This is a genomic window from Bradyrhizobium sp. 23 (genome assembly GCF_023073295.1).
GTDB lineage: Bacteria > Pseudomonadota > Alphaproteobacteria > Rhizobiales > Xanthobacteraceae > Bradyrhizobium > Bradyrhizobium canariense_D.
Genome location: NZ_JADPJF010000151.1, coordinates 405,962 through 427,858 on the forward strand (window position 1 = coordinate 405,962; position 21,897 = coordinate 427,858).

General features: G+C 65.8%; 16 protein-coding genes. 13 read left to right on the top strand and 3 right to left on the bottom strand.

All coding sequences use genetic code 11. The annotated features are described in order from the left end of the window. The coding region (locus IVB32_RS38950) for a gamma-glutamyltransferase (protein WP_247413085.1) at positions 1 to 757 on the bottom strand (757 nt) is incomplete at its 3' end. A 239-nt stretch (positions 758 to 996) separates the two neighbouring features. On the opposite strand from IVB32_RS38950, the gene IVB32_RS38955 reads away from it, so the two are divergent. Beyond that, on the top strand, positions 997 to 1,740 hold the full coding sequence (locus IVB32_RS38955) for a ParA family protein (protein WP_085362015.1): 744 nt from the start codon (positions 997 to 999) through the stop codon (positions 1,738 to 1,740). A gap of 270 nt (positions 1,741 to 2,010) precedes the next feature. Here the strand turns inward: IVB32_RS38955 and mutM are convergent, their stop codons facing one another. Continuing rightward, positions 2,011 to 2,916 (bottom strand): bifunctional DNA-formamidopyrimidine glycosylase/DNA-(apurinic or apyrimidinic site) lyase, encoded by a 906-nt coding sequence (gene mutM, locus IVB32_RS38960; RefSeq protein ID WP_018455778.1) that lies wholly within the window; start codon positions 2,914 to 2,916, stop codon positions 2,011 to 2,013. Between the two features lie 81 nt (positions 2,917 to 2,997). Between mutM and ubiE the strand changes: the two genes are divergently transcribed. The 12 genes from ubiE (at position 2,998) to IVB32_RS39020 (ending at position 21,139) form a co-directional block, all read left to right on the top strand. Continuing rightward, positions 2,998 to 3,759 (top strand): bifunctional demethylmenaquinone methyltransferase/2-methoxy-6-polyprenyl-1,4-benzoquinol methylase UbiE, encoded by a 762-nt coding sequence (gene ubiE, locus IVB32_RS38965; protein ID WP_247295877.1) that lies wholly within the window; start codon positions 2,998 to 3,000, stop codon positions 3,757 to 3,759. Then, positions 3,756 to 5,330: a 2-polyprenylphenol 6-hydroxylase gene (ubiB, locus tag IVB32_RS38970; protein WP_026233022.1), complete on the top strand. Its 1,575-nt coding sequence runs from the start codon at positions 3,756 to 3,758 to the stop codon at positions 5,328 to 5,330. The genes ubiE and ubiB overlap by 4 nt, the downstream gene beginning before the upstream one ends. Positions 5,331 to 5,386: 56 nt before the next feature. After that, positions 5,387 to 6,847 carry a bifunctional phosphopantothenoylcysteine decarboxylase/phosphopantothenate--cysteine ligase CoaBC gene (coaBC, locus tag IVB32_RS38975; RefSeq protein WP_018455775.1) on the top strand — a complete coding sequence of 487 codons (1,461 nt, stop codon included), beginning with the start codon at positions 5,387 to 5,389 and terminating at the stop codon, positions 6,845 to 6,847. Next, positions 6,844 to 7,302 (top strand): dUTP diphosphatase, encoded by a 459-nt coding sequence (gene dut, locus IVB32_RS38980; RefSeq protein WP_018455774.1) that lies wholly within the window; start codon positions 6,844 to 6,846, stop codon positions 7,300 to 7,302. Before coaBC ends, dut begins: the two co-directional genes overlap by 4 nt. Positions 7,303 to 7,480: 178 nt before the next feature. Then, positions 7,481 to 9,985: a PAS domain-containing sensor histidine kinase gene (locus IVB32_RS38985; protein ID WP_018455773.1), complete on the top strand. Its 2,505-nt coding sequence runs from the start codon at positions 7,481 to 7,483 to the stop codon at positions 9,983 to 9,985. Next, positions 9,982 to 11,526 carry a bifunctional tRNA (adenosine(37)-N6)-threonylcarbamoyltransferase complex ATPase subunit type 1 TsaE/phosphotransferase gene (locus tag IVB32_RS38990; protein WP_018455772.1) on the top strand — a complete coding sequence of 515 codons (1,545 nt, stop codon included), beginning with the start codon at positions 9,982 to 9,984 and terminating at the stop codon, positions 11,524 to 11,526. Before IVB32_RS38985 ends, IVB32_RS38990 begins: the two co-directional genes overlap by 4 nt. Positions 11,527 to 11,655: 129 nt before the next feature. Beyond that, the gene (locus IVB32_RS38995) at positions 11,656 to 11,973 is read left to right on the top strand and encodes a PilZ domain-containing protein (protein ID WP_018455771.1); all 318 of its coding nucleotides are present in this window, start codon (positions 11,656 to 11,658) and stop codon (positions 11,971 to 11,973) included. Positions 11,974 to 12,097: 124 nt separating this feature from the next. Next, a complete protein-coding gene (locus IVB32_RS39000) occupies positions 12,098 to 12,820 on the top strand; it encodes a nucleotidyltransferase family protein (RefSeq protein WP_018455770.1) in 723 nt (240 codons plus the stop codon). A gap of 127 nt (positions 12,821 to 12,947) precedes the next feature. Next, the gene (addB, locus tag IVB32_RS39005) at positions 12,948 to 16,094 is read left to right on the top strand and encodes a double-strand break repair protein AddB (RefSeq protein WP_247295872.1); all 3,147 of its coding nucleotides are present in this window, start codon (positions 12,948 to 12,950) and stop codon (positions 16,092 to 16,094) included. Further along, entirely contained in the window at positions 16,088 to 19,597 is a 3,510-nt protein-coding gene (addA, locus tag IVB32_RS39010; protein WP_018455768.1) for a double-strand break repair helicase AddA, read from the top strand. The genes addB and addA overlap by 7 nt, the downstream gene beginning before the upstream one ends. 62 nt (positions 19,598 to 19,659) lie before the next feature. Continuing rightward, positions 19,660 to 19,980, top strand: coding sequence for a thioredoxin (gene trxA, locus IVB32_RS39015; RefSeq protein ID WP_007598398.1), 321 nt, complete (start codon positions 19,660 to 19,662; stop codon positions 19,978 to 19,980). 145 nt (positions 19,981 to 20,125) lie between these two features. Next, positions 20,126 to 21,139, top strand: coding sequence for an ATP-dependent DNA ligase (locus IVB32_RS39020; protein WP_018455767.1), 1,014 nt, complete (start codon positions 20,126 to 20,128; stop codon positions 21,137 to 21,139). 9 nt (positions 21,140 to 21,148) lie between these two features. On the opposite strand, the gene IVB32_RS39025 is transcribed toward IVB32_RS39020, so the two are convergent. Next, positions 21,149 to 21,889 carry a metallophosphoesterase family protein gene (locus tag IVB32_RS39025; protein ID WP_083926409.1) on the bottom strand — a complete coding sequence of 247 codons (741 nt, stop codon included), beginning with the start codon at positions 21,887 to 21,889 and terminating at the stop codon, positions 21,149 to 21,151. Positions 21,890 to 21,897: the final 8 nt, after the last annotated feature.

Consider the following 21,897-nt stretch of genomic DNA (forward strand, 5'->3'; position numbering starts at 1 on the left):
TCTTGTAGCTGGTGAGATCGTTGCGCCGGATGAAGCCGCCGGCCTTTTCCATATAGTCGACCAGGATATCGCCAAGCGGCCCCTCATAGAGCGCCTTTTCGCCGTGGTCGGCGATATGCCGCAACGTCTCGGCATACTCGGCCTGTACCACGCGCTCGCCGACCTTGAGCGGCTCGCCGTCTGGCAGATAGATCGCCGCGATCGGCTTGTCCTTGCGCATCTCGGCGGCGCTCTCGGTGATGCATTCGTGCAGATAGGGTGTCGTCGCATAGCCGCGCGCGGCGTGCTTGATCGCGGGCTGCATGACGTCGGCAAGGCTCATGGTGCCGAAGCAGCGCAGCGTCTCGCACCAGGCTTTCAGCGAGCCCGGCGTGGCGACCGCCTTTGGTCCGTTGAGATTTTCATTGCCGACGGTGTCGAACACATCATGCGCGGAACCCGGCGTGGGGGTGTAGCTGGTGTCAAGCACCGCCGCGGGCACGGTGCTCTGTCCGTCGATGAAACGGTGGCTGCCGTCGGCGAGCCGGATGTGCGCCATGCCACCGCCGATGATGCCCACCATCATCGGCTCGACCACGGTCAGCGTGAACAGGGTCGCTATCGCGGCGTCGATGGCGTTGCCGCCGGCGGCCAGCATCTCCGCGCCGGCGCTGGAGGCCAGTGGATGGTTGCTGACCACCATGCCGCGGCTCGATACCGCCGGCATCTTCTGGCATTCGAAATTCGTCGCCGTCCGGTCGCGCCAGTTTCCGCCCATGCCGCTTGTCCTTATTATTCACGGCTGCAAGCACAGCACACGGACGAGTACGGGTCCAGTAATGGTACGGATTCGTTGGCATTCCCGATTCCGCCATCATCGTGACTGCTGATTCGGACCTCCGCGATCCCCTTTGGATCGGGCCGGCACGTCCTGAGCGAGAAGAGCTCAGCATCGAGATCGATGCACGTTCGCGTGGCGTTTCCCGAGACCCAAGCACTCCAAAGGATTGATCTTCAATGCACACGATCGCACTGGCCACCCAAAAGGGTGGCAGCGGCAAGAGCACGCTCGCCATCGGCCTCGCGCTGGCAGCCAAGCAGGCCGGCTTCACCGTTCGCCTGATCGAAACCGACCCGCAGGGCACACTGTCGAACTGGCAGCGCCGCCGCACCACCGATGATCTCGTCGTCGAGCCGATCTATCACGCCGCCGATATCGAGCCGCGCCTGAAGATGCTCGCCGACGGCGGTCTCCAGATTGCGATCGTCGATACCGCCGCCGGCCTCAGCGCCGCGACCACCGCCGCGATCCGCCATTCCGACCTCTGCCTGATCCCGGCACGCCCGAGCGTCGCCGACATCGAAGCGACCGTTTCGACGCTGAGCGTCGCGCGCGCCTGGAAGCGGCCTTACAGCTTCGTGCTGAACCAAACCCCGATCCGCGGCCAGCGCATCGACAACGCCGCCAACACGCTCGCCGAGGAAGCAGCGCTTGATCTCGCCGAGGTGCTCGCGCGTCCCCTGATCGTGATGCGCAACGATCACCAGGACTCGCTCGCCAGCGGCCTTGCGGTGAGCGAATTCGCGCCGAACGGCAAGTCGACCGAGGAGATCCGCGGCCTCTGGCATTGGATTGAGACCCGGCTCGAGCTCGACGTCACGACCAATGTCTTGATCGACCAGGTCATCGCGGCCGCGGACGGAATGTTGCACGTCGCCGCCGAGCTGGCCGCCGATGAAACTACGATACTGGCGTCCTGAGCGGGGGTATCGCTCGGATGGCAGCCGGACCTTCACCATCCGGAAGGGCCTTAGCGACGAAGCAATCCGGCCACCAGCCCGGCCGGATTGCTTCGCTTCGCGTTTTTGGGAAACTCTATCTCCGCTGTCATTGCGAGGAGCTTTGCGACGAAGCAATCCAGACTGCTTCGTTGGAAAGCTTCTGGATTGCTTCGCTGCGCTCGCAATGACGGTCGTGGTGGGCTCGTCACCGCCGCTGAACTTACGACCTCTCGGATACGAGCCTGATTTTCACTTCTGACATTTCGGACACCAGAAGGTCGACCGGCCGTTCTGCGTAAAACGCTTGACGATGCCGCCACATCGCGGCGTGGTGCATTTCTCGCCCTCGCGATCGTAGACCTTGAACGAGTGCTGGAAATAGCCGAGCTCGCCCGAGGTCTGGCGATGATCGCGCAAGCTGGAGCCGCCGGCCTTGATGGCGTCGTTCAGCACGGTGTGGATCGCGCCGACCAATCGCTTTGCATGGTCGGTCGGCTCGCCCCCGGCAACGCCCTTGCGTTGTCCGGCCTTGGTCGACAACGTCGCGGCGATCCGGCGCGGCGACAGATGCGAACGATGCAGGGCTTCGCAGACATAGATATTGCCGAGCCCGGCGACCACGCGCTGATCGAGCAGCGCGGCTTTCAGGCTCGTGGTCTTGCCGGCGCAGGATCGCGCCAGCATCGCGGCGTCAAATTCGTTGCCAAGCGGCTCGGGCCCGAGCCCGCGCAGCAGCGGCTCCTCGTCGAGCGCGCTGCGCGCGATCACTTTCATGTAACCGAAGCGGCGCGGATCGTTGAAGATGATGTCGGCGCCGGAGGACATCCGAAACAGCACGTGATCGTGCGCGGAGTCCTTGGCTCGCGGATAGTGAAACTCGCCCGGCGCCGCCTCGTTGTCCGGCTTGATGACGCGAAACGAACCCGACATGCCCAGATGCATCAACAGCACGTCGCCGGAGGTGAGATCGGCCATGAGATATTTTGCACGGCGGCCGAGCCCCGTGACGACCTGCCCCTTCAGTCGGGCCACGAAGTCCGGCTGGAAAGGAAAGCGCAAATCAGGCCTGCGGGTCTCCGCGACCAGGATTTTCGCACCCTCCATGACAGGCTGAAGGCCGCGGCGGACGGTCTCGACTTCGGGCAATTCGGGCATGGTCAGGCATTCACCTTATGAGAGCGGTGTGATAGCGCCATTGCGGCGGGCGCGCTATGGTCCGCCTCGTGGAGTAGAGTAATGGATCGGCCGGGCGAAACCACGCATTTTGGCTTCAGGGACGTCCCCCTGGGCGACAAGCAGACGCTGGTGAACGATGTGTTTCACAGCGTGGCGTCGCGCTATGATTTGATGAACGATTTGATGTCCGGTGGCCTGCATCGGGTCTGGAAGGACATCATGATCACCGCGCTCGACCCGCCGCGAGGCGACCGGCGGTTCGCGCTGCTCGACGTTGCCGGCGGCACCGGCGACATCTCGTTCCGCGCCGCCAAGGCCGCAGGCCCCGGCTTCCATGCCACCGTCTGCGACATCAATTCCGGGATGCTGGAGGTAGGCCGCGAGCGCGCCGCAAAGCGGCATCTCAAGACCCAGGTCGATTTCGTCGAGGGCAATGCGGAAGCGCTCTCCTTCGCCGACCGCAGCTTCGACGCATATACGATCGCTTTCGGCATTCGCAACGTGCCTCGGATCGATCTCGCGCTGGCCGAGGCCTATCGCGTGCTCAAGCCAGGCAGCCGCTTCCTCTGTCTGGAATTCTCCACCGTCGAGATGCCCGGACTCGATCGTCTTTATGACCTGTTCTCGTTCAAGGTCATCCCGCCGCTCGGCCGCATGATCACGGGTGACGCCGAGTCCTACCAATATTTGGTCGAGTCGATCCGCAAGTTCCCAAGACCCAACGCCTTCGCCGATATGATCCGTAATGCCGGCTTCGCCCGCGTGAACTGGCAGATATTGTCCGGCGGCATCGTCGCACTGCATTCGGGCTGGCGTTTGTGATCTCTGCCATAACCCATAGTGCGCGCCTGATGCGCGCCGCGTTCGTATTCGCGCGCGAGGGCGTGTTCGGCGCCGTCGATCCCAGCCTGGTGCCGCCGCCCGGACAGCTCGCGCTGAAGCTTGCGCGCATCGTCGAACGGGGCGGCCCTAAGGACGGGCCTCGGCTGTCGCGCGCGCTGACCCGGATGGGCCCGGCCTATCTCAAGCTCGGGCAATTTCTGGCGACGCGCCCCGATGTGGTCGGCGTTGCCATGGCGCGCGATCTGGAAAGCCTGCAGGATCGCCTGCCGCCGTTTTCGCAAGTCGAAGCGGAAGCCGTGATCGCGACGTCGCTGGAGCGTCCGCTGACGGACGTATTCGCGAGCCTCAGTGCGCCGGTCGCAGCGGCCTCGATCGCACAGGTGCATCGCGGCGAAGTCTTGCGCGATGGCATCCGCAAGGCGGTCGCCGTGAAAGTGCTGCGCCCCAACGTGGCCGCACGCTTCCGCCGCGACCTCTCCGACTTCTTCTTCGTCGCATACAAGGCCGAGTCCTATTCGTCCGAGGCGCGGCGCCTGCGTCTCATCGAGGTCATCAACACCATGTCGCGCTCGGTCGCGATGGAGATGGACCTGCGCCTCGAGGCCGCGGCGCTGTCGGAGATGGCGGAGAACACGCGCGACGATCCTGATTTCCGCGTACCGACCGTGGACTGGGACCGCACCACGCACAACGTGCTGACGATGGAGTGGATCGACGGCATCGCGCTGAACGATCACAAGCGCCTGGCCGAGTCGCAGGTCGACCTGCCCGATCTCGGCCGCAAGGTGATTCAGAGTTTCCTGCGCCACGCGCTGCGCGACGGCTTCTTCCACGCCGACATGCATCCGGGCAATCTGTTCCTGGATGACGCCGGTCGCCTCGTCGCGGTTGATTTCGGCATCATGGGCCGGCTCGGCATGAAGGAGCGGCGCTTCCTTGCCGAAATCCTGCTCGGCTTCATCACCCGCGACTATCGTCGTGTCGCGGAAGTGCATTTCGAGGCAGGCTACGTCCCGGCGCATCACTCGGTCGAGAACTTCGCGCAAGCGATCCGCGCCATCGGCGAGCCCATTCATAACCGCACGGCGGAAGAGATCTCGATGGCGCGGCTGCTGACGCTGCTGCTCGAGGTCACCGGCCTGTTCGACATGACCACGCGGCCCGAGCTGATCCTGCTCCAGAAAACAATGGTGGTGGTCGAGGGCGTGGCACGCGGCTTCGATCCCAAGCTCGACATCTGGAAGGTCGCCGACCCCGTGGTGCGGGAATGGATCGAGCGCAATCTCGGTCCGATCGGCCGGGTCCAGGGCGCGATCTCCGGCACCGGCGATCTCGCGCGCATCCTGATGCGCCTGCCTGATATCGCCGCGCGCTCGGTTACGGTGCTCGAACAGCTGGAGACCATGACCCGGGAGGGCATCCGGCTGTCGCCGGAGAGCATCGCGGCGATGGGCCGCAGCGAAGGCCGCAAGAACCGTTGGCGCACCGTGGCGCTCTGGATCATCGCCGCGACCTTCATCGGCATCCTGATCGCCGTCCGGAATCTTTGATTGCAGTGCAATCATGCGAATGATAGCATCGCCATCATTTGTGCTGGAGGGGTGTCATGGCGAGCCTGACCATTCGCAAGCTCGATGAAGGCATCAAAACTTACCTTAGGCTGCGCTCGGCCAGGAACCGCAGGTCGGTCGAGGAAGAGGTCCGGGTCATCCTCGGCGAGCTGATCGAGGGCCGCGAGGAGCCCCTGACGCCGTTCACGGCGCCGCCCGCGGCTTCCGCCACCCCCACGCCCCAGCGCAGCGGCGCCCTCCCCGAGGCCAACGTCACCCTGATCATCGGCGGCGGGATCGCGGCCTACAAATCGCTCGACCTGATCCGCAGGCTCAAGGAGCGGCGGATCGAGGTCCGCTGCGTGCTGACCAAGGCGGCGCAACAATTCGTCACGGCATTGGCCGTGAGCGCGCTCTCGCATGAGCGCGTCCACACCGACCTGTTCGATCCCGAGAGCGAGTTCGACGCCGGTCATATCCGGCTGGCGCGCGAGTGCGACCTGATCGTGGTGGCGCCTGCGACCGCGGATTTGATGGCCAAGATGGCCAACGGCCATGCCGACGATCTCGCCAGCGCCATCCTGCTTGCGACCAACCGCAAGGTCCTGCTCGCGCCGGCGATGAACCCGCTGATGTGGAACAACGCGGCGACGCGGCGCAACGTCGCGCAACTTCAACGCGACGGCGTGATGCTGATCGGGCCGAATTCCGGCGAGATGGCGGAAGCCGGTGAAGCCGGCATCGGTCGCATGTCCGAGGCGATCGAAATTGCGGCTGCCACCGAGCGACTGCTGCGGCCGCCGTTGCCGCGCCCCCTCGCCGGCAAGCGCGTGCTGATCACGGCTGGTCCGACCCACGAGCCGATCGATCCGGTGCGCTACATCGCCAACCGATCCTCCGGTAAGCAGGGCTTTGCGATCGCCGCCGCGGCACAGGCCGCGGGCGCCGAGGTAATCCTGGTCAGCGGCCCGGTCGATCTCAGCGATCCCCAGGGCGTGACAGTCAAGCATGTGGAATCGGCACGGCAGATGCTGGAGCAGGTGCAGGCCGCGCTCCCCGCTGACATCGCGATCTTCGCCGCCGCCGTCGCCGACTGGCGGGTCGCCAATGAAGGCGAGCAGAAGCTGAAGAAGACTTCGGCCGGCATGCCGCCGCTCCAGCTGGTCGAAAACCCCGACATCCTCGCGACGATCTCCAAGCTGACCGACCAGCGGCCGCCACTGGTGATCGGCTTTGCCGCCGAGACCGAGCACCTCATCGACAACGCCAAGTCGAAGCTTGCCCGCAAGGGCTGCGACTGGATTGTCGCCAACGACGTCTCCCCCGCAACCGGGGTGATGGGCGGAGACCGCAACACCGTGCACCTCATCAGCAAGAGCGGTGAGAAGAACGATGAGAAGGATGGCGACATTGCAGTTGATTCCTGGCCGGCGATGACCAAGGAACAGGTCGCCATTCGATTGGTCGCGCATATCGCAAAGAGCGTGACCGGCAAATCCCGGGAGCCCGCATCTTGAGCACCAAAGTCACCGTCGAACTGCAACGCCTGCCCCATGCGGAGGGGCTGCCGCTGCCGGCCTATCAGACCAATGATGCCGCCGGTCTCGACCTGATGGCGGCGGTGCCCGAGAACGAGCCGCTGACGCTCGCGTCCGGCCAATACGCGCTGGTGCCGACGGGACTCGCGATCGCGTTGCCGCCCGGCTACGAGGCGCAGGTGCGGCCGCGCTCCGGGCTTGCGGCCAAGCACGGCGTCACCGTGCTGAACTCACCGGGCACGATCGACGCGGACTATCGCGGCGAGATCAAGGTGATCCTGATCAACCACGGCCAGACCGCCTTCGTGGTCAAGCGCGGCGAGCGCATCGCGCAGATGGTGATTGCGCCAATGGTGCAGGCCGCGCTGGTTCCCGTGTCGACATTGTCCGCGACCGATCGCGGGACCAGCGGATTCGGCTCGACCGGCCGCTAACACACCGAATCACCCGAGGAATTACGCGAATTGGAACACCGCCTTCGGCATTTTTTTGGGACCGCCGTTGCGTTCACGATCTGGACTCTTACCGGTGGAGTCACGGTGAGGGTATTGTCGTTTGATTCGCGCGCGACGGGGGTCGCCGCGCGCAAATTCGTGCGATCTTGGGGCAACTATGTCAGGCGTGATCGTGTCGATGCGTCGGACGCTGCTGTCGTGCACATCGCTGGTGCGCAACGGCTTGTTGGGAAGCGCTCTCGCGGCGCTGCTGCCGGCTGCGCCGGCTGAGGCCGCCGACCTCGTCGACACACTCTCAACGTTGCTGGATTTCAACCGGCAGGAGCTCGCGGTGCTGGCCACCGCGCTGGCCTTGCTCGGCTTCTCGGTGGTCGCCGCGATCCTCCTGATGCGCACGCGCGTGCGCACGGCGAAGAACGAGGCGCGGCTGCGCGCCCGGATCGGGGAACTCCAGCTCCAGGCCGACCGCTTCGGCGCATTGCTGTTCGCCGAGCCGCAGATCCTGATCTCTTGGCCGGCCGGCGACAATCGCGCGCAGATCTCCGGTGACATCTCCATGGTGCTGCCGCGCGACTCCTCTCCGCAGCGCGTGCTCGCGTTTGGAACCTGGTTGCCGCCGGAACCGGCGCTGCAGATGGATCACGCCGTCGATGCGCTGCGCGACCGCGGCGACGGGTTCCAGCTGACGCTCACCACCGCGCATGGCCACACGCTGGAGGCCATCGGCCGCGCCATCGGTGGCCAAGCCATCGTCAGGATTCGCGAACTCTCGGGGCTCCGCCGCGATCTGGCCGAGACCAATCTGCGTTACAAGGCACTTTCCGACGAGACGGAGATGTTGCGCGGCTTCGCGACCGCCGCCCCCTGGCCGATCTGGGCCAAGGGCGAGAACGGCGCGCTGGCTTATGCCAATCCCGCCTATGTCCGTGCGACCGAGGCGGCGAGCATCACCGACGCCCAGGAGCGCAAGCTCGAGCTGCTCGACAGCGCCGACCGCACCGCGATGGAGCGGGGACTGAAGGAAGCGGCCAATTTCACCTCGCGGCTGCCGATCGTGATCGGCGGCGAGCGGCGCATCTATGATGTGCGCGCCGTCAATGTCGGTGGCGGCAATGTCGGCGTTGCCATCGATGCCAGCGAGGCGGATGCCTTGAGCTCGGCGCTGGTGCGGATGGCGGAGGCGCATCGCCGTACGCTGGACCAGCTCTCCTCGGGCGTTGCCGTGTTCGATGGCCAGCGCCGGCTTGCCTTCTACAATGATTCCTACCGCCAGCTGTGGGACCTCGACCGCACCTTTCTCGACGCCAACCCCGATGATTCCAGCGTGCTCGACAAGCTTCGCGCCGCGCGCAAATTGCCGGAGCAGCCGGACTTCCGCGCCTGGAAGGCCAAGCTGCACGAGGCTTATCGGGCGGTCGAGGCCGCCAAGGACACCTGGTATCTGCCCGATGGGCGCGCGCTCTCCGTCGTCACCACGCCGAATCCCGAGGGCGGCGTCACCTATCTGTTCGACGACGTCACCGAGAGCCTGGAGCTCGCCCGCCGCTTCGACGGCATGATCCGGGTCCAGCGTGAGACGCTGGATAGCCTCGCCGAGGGCGTTGCGGTGTTCGGCAGCAATGGCAGGGCGCAGCTGTTCAACCCGGCGTTCGTCCGGATGTGGAAGCTGTCCGCTGACGCCATGCGCGACGAGCCGCACATCCAGACGGTCGAGGGCTGGTGCCATCAGCTGTTCGACGACGCGATCGTTTGGCGGCAGATCCGCGAGGCCGTCACCTCGATCGAGAGCCGCGCCGACATTCCGCTGAAGCTTGAGCGCAAGGACGGCAGCGTGCTCGACGGCATGATCCGGCCGCTGCACGACGGCGCCACGATGCTGACGTTCCAGGACATCACCGACACCGAGAACGTCGAGCGCGCTCTGCGCGAGCGCAACGAGGCGCTGGAGGCGGCCGACCAGATGAAGGTGGATTTCGTCCACCACGTCTCCTACGAGCTGCGCTCGCCGCTCACCACCATCATCGGCTTTGCGCATTTCCTCAGCGATCCCTCGACCGGGCCGCTGACCCCGAAACAGGCCGAATATCTCGACTACGTCACCAAATCGACCAATGCGCTGCTGGCGCTGACCAACAACATCCTGGATCTCGCCACCATCGACGCCGGTGCCATGAAGCTGGAACTCGGCCCGGTCGACGTCAGCAAGACCATCGAGCTCGCCGCCGAGGGTCTTCAGGACCGGCTCGCCACCGACCGCATCCGCCTCAAGGTCGAGATCGCGCCCGATGTCGGCAGCTTCACCGGCGACGAGAAGCGCGTGGTGCAGGTGCTCTATAATCTCCTCGCCAACGCCGTCGGGTTTTCTCCACCGGATTCCACCGTCGGCATCAGCGCCCGCCGCACCGAACGCAGTGTGGTCTTCACTGTGACAGATTCCGGGCCTGGAATACCTGCCGACATGAAGGACAAGGTGTTCAACTGGTTCGAGAGCCGCTCGCAAGGCTCGCGTCATCGCGGCGCCGGGCTCGGCCTGTCGCTGGTGCGCTCCTTCGTCGAGTTGCATGGCGGCAATATCCGGGTGGATTCGATCGTGGGCAGGGGCACGGTCGTGATCTGTGACTTCCCGACCGACCAGGCGGCGCATCGCGACGCCGCCGAATGACTGCGCCAACCACATTCGCCGTCGCGCTCCGCAACGAGACAGCCACTGCGCAACTAGTGGCCGACCTCGCGCTGCTGGTCGGCCCCGGCGATGTCATCACGCTCACCGGCGATCTCGGGGCCGGCAAGACCGCGGCGGCGCGGGCCATGATCCGCTACCTCGCCGGCGACGATGCACTGGAAGTGCCGAGCCCGACCTTCACGCTGGTGCAGGGCTACGAGCTGCCACCGTTCCCGGTGATGCATGCCGACCTCTACCGCGTCGAGGACGAGAGCGAGCTCGAAGAGATCGGGCTGTCGCCGCTGCCGGAAGCAACCCTCGTCCTGATCGAATGGCCGGAGCGCGCGCCGTCGGCGATGCCTCAAGACCGCATCGACATCGCGCTGACGCACCGGCCGGCGCTGGGCTCGAATGCACGCGCCGCCGACATCACCGGCCATGGCAAGGCTGCCGCCATCGTCGCGCGGCTGCAGGCGCTGCGCGAATTCCTCGATGCATCCGGCTACATGGAGGCAACGCGCAAACGCATGGCGGGCGACGCCTCGACGCGCTCCTATGCGCGGCTGCAGCGCGACGACGAGATCGTCATCCTCATGAATTCGCCGCAGCGCCCCGATGGTGCTGCGATGTACAACGGAAAATCCTACAGCGCCGCGGTGCATCTCGCCGAAAACATCAAACCCTTCGTCGCCATCGACGAGGGCCTGCGCGCGCAGGGAATCTCGGCGCCCGCGATCCATCATTCCGACCTCGACCACGGGTTCCTGATCAGCGAAGACTTCGGCACCGAAGGCGTGATCGAGGGCGATCCGCCGCGCCCGATCGCCGAACGCTACGAAGCCGCGGCCGATCTGCTGGCCGTGCTGCACGGCAAGACGCTGCCGCAAACGCTGCCGCTCGGGCGGCAGACCTACGCCATTCCCGTCTTCGATATCGAGGCGCTGCTGATCGAAATCGGCTTGATGCCGGAATGGTACCTGCCTGATCGCAACGCGCCGCTGGACGACGCGAAGCGCGCCGAATTTTTCGCCATGTGGCGCGAGTTGCTGCAGAAGGCGCAGGCCGCGCCGAAGACCTGGATCATCCGCGATTATCACTCGCCGAATCTGATCTGGCTCAGCAATCGCACCGGCATCGAACGCGTCGGCGTGATCGATTTCCAGGACACCGTGCTGGGGCCGCAATCCTACGACGTGGTGTCGCTGCTCCAGGACGCCCGCATCGACGTGCCCGAGGCGATCGAGCTGACGCTGCTGTCGCGCTACATCAAGGCGCGCCGCGCCAGCGAGGCGAGCTTCGATGCGGCCGGCTTCGCCGAGCTCTACGCCATCATGTCGGCGCAGCGGAACACGCGTCTGCTCGGCACCTTTGCCCGCCTCAACCGCCGCGACGGCAAGCCGCATTATCTGCGTCACCAGCCGCGGATCTGGACCTATCTCCAGCGCTCCCTGGCGCATCCCACGCTCGCCCATCTGCGCGACTGGTATCTCGCCAACGTCCCGCCGCCCCAAAGGCAGGCCCAAGGCCCGGCCCAAGGCTGAGGCCCAAGGCGGAAAAGGCTAGTAGGGGCTGAAAAGGCTGATTCAGGGCTCGATTTACCGGCTGTTAGCCAAGACGCCGGTAACCTGGCGGCGGAGCAGCCGGATGATTACGGGGCTGGAGCAGGGCAGATGGCGGTGAAGACGGACCAGCGCGGCAACAGCCGGGTTGTTTTCGAGCGCGGGATCGCGGCCCAGATGATGGGTATCGACGGCACCTGGCGGCGCGATTGCACCATGGAGGACGTCTCCGACAGCGGCGCCAAATTGACCATCGACGGCTCAGTCGAAGGCCTGCATCTGAAGGAGTTTTTTCTGCTGCTGTCGTCCACCGGACTTGCGTACCGACGCTGCGAGCTCGCCTGGGTGAATGGTGACCAGATCGGCGTCAACTTTCTCAAGCTCGGTGACAAGAAGAAAAAGGCGCGGTCAACGTCCATCGGGGCGTAACGGCAACACCTGTCGTACAAGCGTCACGGCAGGTGGTTAAGGCGGTTAAGACGCGGTGCGGTCGGTCGAACCTCATGTTAGGATTGCTGCGAACGCGAGATCAGTAGGTCTGAGAAAGCGAAGGATGCCCGTCAAACCGACCAAAGCCATGGTGCTCGCCGCAGGGTTCGGCCTGCGCATGCGTCCGTTGACGGACAAGATGCCGAAACCGATGGTTCCGGTGGCCGGCCAGCCGCTGCTCGACCATGTGCTCGACAAGCTCGGTCGGGCCGGCGTGAGCGAGGCGGTGGTCAACGTGCATTACCTGCCGGACCAGATCATCGATCACACCGCATCCCGCCAGCATCCGCGCGTGACCATCTCGGACGAGCGCGACCAGGTGCTCGGCACCGGCGGCGGCGTGGTCAAGGCACTGCCGCTGCTCGGGGACGCACCGTTCTTTCACGTCAATTCCGACACGCTGTGGATCGACGGCGTACGCTCCAACCTGACGCGGCTCGCCGAAAACTTTGATCCCGCGCGGATGGACATTTTGCTGCTGATGGCGCCGACGGCGACCAGCATCGGCTATAGCGGCCGCGGCGATTACGGCATGCTGGCCGACGGTGCCCTGCGCAAGCGCAAGGAAAAAGAGGTCGTTCCGTTCGTCTATGCCGGCGCTGCGATTTTGTCGCCGTCGATCTTCGCCGATGCCCCCGCGGGCGAGTTCTCGCTGACCAAGATGTTCGATCGTGCCAACGAGCAGGAGCGGCTGTTCGGCCTTCGCCTCGACGGCGTCTGGATGCATGTCGGCACGCCTGATGCCGTGCACGCGGCGGAAGAGGCGTTTCTGGAGAGCGTGGCGTAGGGCTGCGCCATTGTCCCCTACGGCACCTGTTCTGGTCCGGCAAACAGCGGGGACTATCCCACCTCCGCCCATGACCATTTGACTCCGCCTCCCTATATTGGCGCCTGATTCCCGAATCAGGCAGCTCATGCGCGTTTTCAGCGTTCCCATCTCAGTTCCGTTCCTGCGCACCGTCGTCTCAGGCTTGCTCGACGGCCGGCTGGTCGAGGGCTTTGAGGCACGCAAGGAGCCGGCACGGCTGGCGGATGCCACGCTGTACCTGCCGACACGGCGCGCCATGCGCGTCGTCCGCGAGATCTTCCTCGACGAGATGAAGGCGGAGGCTGTCGTGCTGCCGCGGATCGTCGCGCTCGGCGACATCGACGAGGATGAGCTCGCTTTCGCCGATGAGGGCGAACAGTTTTCCGGCGCAACGCCGCTCGACATTCCGCCGCGGCTCGGCGAGCTCGAACGGCGGCTGACACTGGCGCAACTCGTCGCGGCCTGGGCCAAGGGTCCGGTGCTGTCTCCGCTGGTCGTCGGCGGCCCCGCGTCGACGCTGGCACTGGCGTCCGATCTCGCGCGGCTGATCGACGACATGGTCACGCGCGGCGTCGACTGGAGCGCGCTCGATGGCCTCGTGCCCGATATGCTCGACCGCTACTGGCAGCATTCGCTCGAATTCCTGCGCATCGCGCGCATCGCCTGGCCCGGTCATCTCGCCGAAATCAAACGCATCGAACCCGCTGCCCGCCGCGACCTCCTGATCAATGCCGAAGCCAGGCGGCTGACCGTGCATCGCCATGGCCCCGTGATCGCGGCCGGTTCGACCGGCTCGATGCCGGCCACGGCAAGATTTCTCCACGCAGTCGCTTCGCTGCCGCATGGCGCCGTGGTGCTGCCCGGCCTCGACACTGATCTCGATGACGATGCCTGGCGCAGCATCGGCGGCGTCCGCGATGCGCTCGGCAAGTTCGCGGAGCATCCGGTCTCGAACCATCCGCAATATGCCATGCACGCGCTGCTGGATCGCTTTGGCATCAAGCGCAGCGACGTCGATATCCTCAAGCCTCCGGCGGAAGGCGGTCGCGATCTGCTCGCCTCCGAATCGATGCGGCCATCGGCCAAGACCGAGATCTGGCACGATCGGTTGAAGCAGCCGGATGTGGCCTTAAAGATCACCGGCGGTATGAAGAACCTCGCGGTTGTCGAAGCTCCCAACCCTGAAATGGAAGCGCTCGCCATCGCCATTGCGATGCGCGAGGCGCGGCACCTCGACAAATCCGCCGCACTTGTCACGCCCGATCGCGCCCTGGCGCGGCGGGTGATGGCCGCGCTGACCCGGTGGGATCTCGCATTCGACGATTCCGGCGGCGACGTCCTGATGGAAACCTCCGCCGGCGTCTTTGCCCGACTGACAGCTGAGGCTGCGACCAAGGGACTGGAGCCGCCGACGCTGCTCGCAATGTTGAAGCATCCGCTATGCCGGCTCGGCCGGGCCCCTGGCGCATGGAAGGCTGCGATCGAAGGCCTGGAGCTCGCCTTGTTGCGCGGCACGCGCCCGCCTGCAGGCACCGCCGGCCTCTTGCGCGAATTCAATCGCTTTCGCGAGGAGCTGGCCAAGCTGTGGCGCAGCGAAGTCTCCGCGCTGCATAAGGCCGAGCCGCGCGCACGTCTCAAGGCGGAAGACCTCGATCGCATCCAGGCGCTGATCGATGCCTTACGACAAGCCTTGGCGCCGATCGAGAGTCTTGCGTCATCAAAACCGTATGACTTCGCCGAACTCGCGCATCGGCATCGCGAGATCATGATCGAGCTGTCGCGCGACGAGCAGGGCATTTCCGTGGCCTTCGAGGACCGCGAGGGCCTCGCGCTCGCGAGCGCCTTCGACGATCTCCTGCGCGGCGGCACGACCAGCGGACTGATGGTCACGCTGCCCGACTACGCAGACGTGTTCCAGACCGCGTTCAGCGATCGCGCGGTGCGGCGGCGGGACAGGCCAGGCGCGCGGCTCCAGATCTACGGACCGCTGGAATCACGCCTGATGCAGGCCGACCGCATCATCGTCGGCGGGCTGATCGAGGGGGTCTGGCCACCGGCGCCGCGCATCGATCCGTGGCTGAGCCGGCCGATGCGGCACCAGCTGGGCCTCGATCTGCCGGAACGCCGTATCGGCCTCTCCGCGCATGATTTTGCGCAACTGCTGGGCGGCGACGAGGTCATCCTCACCCACTCCGCCAAGGCTGGCGGTGCCCCGGCGGTTGCCTCGCGCTTCCTGCACCGGTTGGAGGCGGTCGCGGGCGATGCGCACTGGAAGGCCGCGATTCGCGCGGGCGAGAAATACGTGCAGTTCGCAGCCGCGCTGGACCAGCCCGACGAGGTGAGGCCGATCAAGCAGCCCGAGCCGCGACCGCCACGCGCGACCCGGCCGCTCAGGATGTCTGTGACTGGGATCGAGGACTGGCTGCGCGATCCCTATACGATCTACGCAAAACACATTTTGCGGCTCGACGCGCTCGATCCCGTCGACATGCCGCTGTCGGCCGCCGACCGCGGCTCGGCGATCCACGATGCGCTCGGAGAGTTCACGGAACGCTACGCCACCGATCTGCCCGACGATCCGGCGCGCGTGCTGCGCGCGATCGGCGAAAAATACTTTGAGCCGCTGATGGAGCGACCCGAGGCGCGGGCGCTGTGGTGGCCGCGCTTCCAGCGCATCGCACGCTGGTTCGGCGAATGGGAGACGGCGCGGCGCGACGCGATCGAGGCGATCGCCGCGGAAACTCGCGGCGAGATCTCGATCCCGCTCGACCATGGGCGCAGCTTCCGTCTCTCCGCGCGCGCCGACCGCATCGAACGGCGCCGGGGCGGCGGCTACGCCATCCTCGACTACAAGACCGGCCAGCCACCGACCGGCAAGCAGGTCCGCATGGGCCTGTCGCCGCAGCTCACGCTGGAAGCCGCGATCCTGCGCGAGGGTGGTTTTCCCGACATCGATGCCGGCGCGTCCGTGAGCCAGCTCGTCTATGTTCGCCTGAGCGGCAACAATCCGCCGGGCGAAGAACGCATTCTCGAACTCAAGTTCAAGCAGGGCGACGAGCCGCAGCCGCCGGACACCGCGGCTGCCGAGGCCAGGGCCAAGCTCGAGGCGCTGATCCGCGCCTTCGAGGACGAGAACCAGCCCTATACCTCGTTGAACCTGCCGATGTGGACCAATCGCTACGGCGCCTATGACGATCTCGCCCGGATCAAGGAATGGTCCGCGGCCGGTGGATTGGGGATCGAGGAATGGTGAAGGCACCGCGCCCCATCCCGGATGAGGTGCGCGCCAGGCAAGCGCGCGCATCGGACCCGTCCGCGTCGGCCTTCGTGTCGGCCAATGCCGGCTCGGGCAAGACGCATGTGCTGGTGCAGCGCGTGATCCGCCTGCTGCTCGCGGGCGTGCCGCCGGAAAAGATCCTCTGCATTACCTTCACCAAGGCGGCTGCCGCCAACATGGCCGAGCGCGTGTTCACCACGCTCGGGCATTGGGTGACGCTCGACGACACGGCACTCGATGCGGCGATCCGCGCGGTCGGCATCCCGCATCCCACTGCAAAATTGCGGCGCGACGCACGAAAGCTGTTCGCCTGTGCGCTGGAGACGCCGGGCGGGCTCAAGGTGCAGACCATCCACGCGCTGTGCACGCGTTTGCTCCAGCAGTTTCCGTTCGAGGCCAATGTCCCCGCGCGCTTCGCCGTGATCGACGAGCGCGACCAGACCGACATGATGGAACGCGCCAATCTGAAGGTGCTGCTGGAGGCCGCGCGCGACCCAGACAGCGTGACCGGCCGCGCGCTGCTGACCGCGATGGCGAGCGCCGCCGATGTCACCTTCAAGGAGGTGGTGCGCGAGGCTTGCCTGAGCCGCGATCACTTCATGGCCTGGACCGATGAAGCCGGCAGCGCGGAGCTGGCTGCCGTGCAGATGGCAGCGGCGCTGGGGGTGGACGCGAACGATCGCATCGAGGACGTCGAGACGGAGATTGTCGACGGTCCGTTCCTGCCGCGATCGCGCTGGAACGAGATCGCCTTTGCGCTGGAGGACGGCAGCAAGTCCGACAACGACCAGGCCTGCCGGCTTCGCGAGGCAAAGGTCTTTTCCGGCGCCGCGCAGGTCGATGCCTATCTCAGCGTTTTCCTCACCGACGAAAAGCTGCCGCGCAAGGCGGTGCTGACCAAGAAGTTTTGCGATCACAACCCGTCCGTCGCCCGCCTGTTCGAGAACGAGGCGCAGCGCGTCGCCGGATTGGTCGAGACGCGCCGTGCGGTGACCATGCGCGACCGCACCGCGGCCCTGCTGCATATCGCGACCGCGGCTGCCGCAAACTACCGCCGCGAGAAGCAGGAGCGCGGGCTGCTTGACTATGACGACCTCATCGACAAGACGCTGGCGATGCTCGATCGCGTTTCCTCGGGCTGGGTGCATTACAAGCTCGACCGCGGCGTCGATCACGTGCTGATCGACGAAGCCCAGGACACAAGTCCGCGGCAGTGGGACATCGTCGCGCACATCATCTCGGAGTTCACCGCCGGCGAAGGTGCGCGCGAGGGCCTGAACCGCACCGTCTTCGCTGTCGGCGACGAGAAGCAGTCGATCTTCTCGTTCCAGGGCGCCCAGCCCCGGGAATTCGATGCACGCCGGCGCGAACTGCACCGCAAGTTCACGGCGGCCGGACTGAAATTCGATCCGGTCGCCTTCACCTATTCGTTCCGCTCCGGCGCCGCGATCCTGCATTCGGTCGACCACGTCTTCCGCGAGCCCGCGATCTACAAGAGCATCCATTCGCTCGAGACCGGTCATCCCCTGCACAATGCACTCGGCGATGCCGGCCCCAGCGTGATCGAGCTGTGGGACCTTGCGGAAGCCGACGACAGGCAGGAAATCGAGGGCTGGCGCGCGCCGTTCGACGGCGTCGCCGCCACCAGCCCCGAGGTGAAGCTCGCGCGCCGGATCCAAACCGAGATCAAGCGGCTGGTCGAGAGCGGCACGCTGACCGGGCACGAAGGCGAGCGGCGTCCCTTGCGCTATGGCGACATGCTGATCCTGGTGCGCCGGCGCGGCAATGCGTTCGATGCCGTGATCCAGGCGCTGAAGCATGCCAACGTTCCGGTCGCGGGCGCCGATCGGCTCAAGCTCACCGAGCACATCGGAATCATCGACCTGATGAACCTTGCCGATGCGCTGCTGCTGCCGCAGGACGATCTCGCGCTCGCGGTCGCGCTGAAGAGCCCGCTGTTCGGGCTCGATGACGACGATCTGTTCCAGCTGGCCCATGACCGCAAGGGATCGCTGCGCCGCGCGCTTGGCGAGCATGCCACGACAAGCGAGACATTCGCTGCGGCGTTGCGAGGCCTCGAGGCCTGCGAAACGCGGGCGCGCGAGGAGACGCCGTTCGCCTTTTACGCCTGGTTGCTCGGGGGAGACGGCGGACGCGCGCGCATGCTGCGCCGGCTCGGTCATGAGGCCAATGACGCGCTCGATGAGTTCCTGGAGCTGGCGCTGAACTACGAGCGCAAGGCGCCCGCCTCGCTGCAGGGTTTCATGGCCTGGCTGCGCTCGGCCGATACCGAGGTGAAGCGCGACATGGAGATCTCCCGCGATGAGGTGCGGGTGATGACCGTGCACGGCGCCAAGGGCCTGGAGGCCTCGGTCGTGTTCATGGTCGACACTACATCGTCGCCAGCGGATTCGCAGCGGCTGCGGCTGATCCATGTCCCGCGCGGCAATGGCGGCGAGGTGGTGGTCTGGGCCGGACGCAAGGCGGATGATCCCAAACCCGTCGTCGAGGCGCGCAAGGCGATGCTCGAGGAGACCGAGGACGAATATCGCCGCCTGCTCTACGTCGCGATGACGCGCGCCGCCGACCGGCTCATCGTCGGCGGCTGCATGCCCGGCAACATGAAGACGGTTCGCAAGCTGAGCTGGTACGATCTGGTCGACACCGGGCTCGCCGGCTCGGGCCTGACGAAAGAGACGATCGAGACGCCGCTGGGAAAGGCGACGCGCTTCTCCCGACCGGAGGATGTCGTGGCGCTGGGCACGCCCGCGGCCTCGTTGGACCAGGCGACCGCGCTCCCGGACTGGCTGCGGACGCCGGCACCGCGCGACACCATCGACGACGATCCGGTGCGCCCCTCCGGCCAGCCGTCCGGGGACGGCCGCGCCGTGCAGTCGGGCGAATCAGTGCAGTCCCGCGCGCTCGCGCTGCAACGCGGCACGCTGGTGCACCGGCTATTGCAATCGCTCCCCGACATCGCCACTGAGCGCCGACGCGAGGCCGCGCTCGGCTTCATGGCGCGCAACGCGGCGGATTGGGCGGAGGCCGACCGGACCGCGCTGGCCGACAAGGTGCTCGGCTTGATCGCCGAGCCACGGTTTGCGCCCGTGTTTGCGGCCGGCAGCCGGGCGGAGGTCGCGATCGTCGGCCGGCTGGAACGGCCGGGCCACGCCCGGGCGCTGGTGTCGGGGCAGATCGACCGGTTGGTCGTTCGGCCGGATGAGGTCCTGATCGTCGATTTCAAGACCAATCAGGCGGCTCCCAGGAGCGCCGATGCGGCGCCCGCCGCCTATGTCCGGCAGCTTGCGCTCTATCGGGCGGTGCTATCGCGGCTTTATCCCCAAAAGCCTGTCCGCGCCGTCCTGCTTTGGACCGAGGCCCTTGAATATATGGAGATTTCGGCTCCCGCGCTGGACGCGGCGCTGGCATCTCTTCATCTCGGTGTGAGCGTCCTTGACCCGGCAAGGAGCCATTCATAGGTTGACGCCATGATCTTGGCGCGATTCCCGTCGCGCCGTTCTCTCAGGTACGAGGTACTCCCATGGCCGTTGGTAAGGTTTCTGACACCGATTTCGAAGCCGAAGTGCTCAAGGCAAACGGCCCCGTGGTCGTCGATTTCTGGGCCGAATGGTGCGGCCCCTGCCGCATGATCGCACCCGCGCTCGACGAGATCGCCGGCGCGATGGGCGACAAGGTCAAGATCGTGAAGCTCAACGTCGACGAGAGCCCGAAGACCGCGTCGAAATATGGCGTGATGTCGATCCCGACCCTGATGATCTTCAAGGGCGGCGAGATGGCCTCCCGCCAGGTCGGCGCGGCGCCGAAGGCGAAGCTGCAGCAGTGGATCACTTCCGCGGTCTGATCCGCCGCGCGCAAGATTATTTTTGGAAACGGCCGGCGAAAGTCGGCCGTTTCGCGTTGATGGGACATGTCCAGCGTATGATGAGTCCCGCCTGTTGCCTCCTCCTCCCGCAAAACGCGCGCGAAAGTCGGACCCCCTCGTGGCGATGGAGGCGCGCTCGGTCGACGCGATCCCGCGCGGCAAGGAGTGGCAATACGAGCCGAAATGGGATGGCTTTCGTTGCCTGCTCTCGCGCAACGGCGGCAGCATTGATCTGCGCTCGAAATCCGGTGAAGACCTTGCGCGTTATTTCCCCGAGATCGTCGCCGCGGCGCTGAAGCTGAAGGCGGATCGCTTCACCCTCGACGGCGAGATCGTCGTGCCGCACGGCAAGGGGTTTTCCTTCGACGCGCTGCTGCAACGCATTCACCCTGCGGCGAGCCGCGTGAAGAAACTCTCGGAGGAGACGCCGGCGCTCTATCTCGCCTTCGATCTGCTTGCGACGGCCAGGGAGAAGCAGCTTGCCGGGCAACCGCTGAGGGAGCGGCGACCGGCGCTGGAAGCGTTTGCCAAGGCGAATCTGAAAAGCAGCATCTTCCGCCTCTCACCGGCGACGACGAGCTACGCCCTTGCGAAAAAGTGGCTGGCGCAATCCGGCGGCGGCTCGGACGGCGTCATCGCCAAGCGCGTCGACCTGCCCTACCAGGCGGGAAATCGCGACGGCATGCAGAAGATCAAGAAATTCCGCAGCGCCGATTGCGTGGTCGGCGGTTTCCGCTATGCGACCAACAAGATCGCCGGCCGGAGCGTGGTCGGTTCGCTGCTGCTCGGGCTTTACGATGACGATGGTCTCCTGCACCATGTCGGCTTCACCTCGGCGATCAAAGCGGCGGAAAAGCCTGACCTGACCGATCGGCTTGAGGCATTGATCGGCGAGCCCGGCTTCACCGGCAACGCGCCGGGCGGCCCCAGCCGCTGGTCCACCGAGCGCTCGGCGAAGTGGTGTCCGCTCAAGCCGAAGCTGGTGATCGAGGTCTGCTATGACCATTTCAGCGGCGACCGCTTTCGCCACGGCACCTCGATCCTGCGCTGGCGCCTCGACAAGGCCCCGCGGCAATGCAGCTTCGAGCAGCTGAAGCAGAAGGCGGTGGATCCGATGAAGCTGCTAAAACAGCCGTAGCCGTAGCCGCTAGGCAAGCCATCCCGTCGCCAGCGCGTTCGCCAACTCCGGCTGGCCGTTGCGGCGAGCGAGCGTGGCCATCGCCTCGTGATCATAGACCACATGGCGGAACGTGACCTGCCAGGCACCATCGGTTAGCTCAAGGATCGCATAGCGCGCGTGCGGCGTGCCGGCCTCGACGACATGCGGGAACGGATGCTTGTCACGGAAGCCCGGGCCGCCCACGCTGCCGGGATTGACGATCAGCCTTCCGTCGCGAAGTCGCACGGCACGGGCGAGATGGGTGTGGGCGCACAGGATCAGCGATTGCGTGATGCCTTGCGCAAATTTCTCGATGCGATCGAGCGGCGACAGCGCCACCGCGCCGTCGGGATGCACGGTATCGAGCCAATAGACTTCGTCATTGTCGGGCGTCGCGTGGCAGAGGAACACCTGATCGCGAAAGACGCGCGTCATCGGCTGCGCGCGCAGCCAGTCGAGTTGCGCGGCATTGAGCGCGGCATGGGCCGGGCGATCCCACGAGCCCATCTTCTCGGGCGGACGGTCGAGCAGATAGCGGTCATGATTGCCGAGCACGTGCACGGCATCGAGCTGCATCAGGATTTCGATGGTCCGGCGCGCATCGAGCGGGCCGCTCAGCATGTCGCCGAGATTGACGATCTCGGAGACGCCTTGCGCGCGGATGTCGGCGAGCACAGCTTCCAGCGCCAGGTAATTTCCGTGGACGTCGGCAATCGCGGCAAAACGCATGGGTCTTC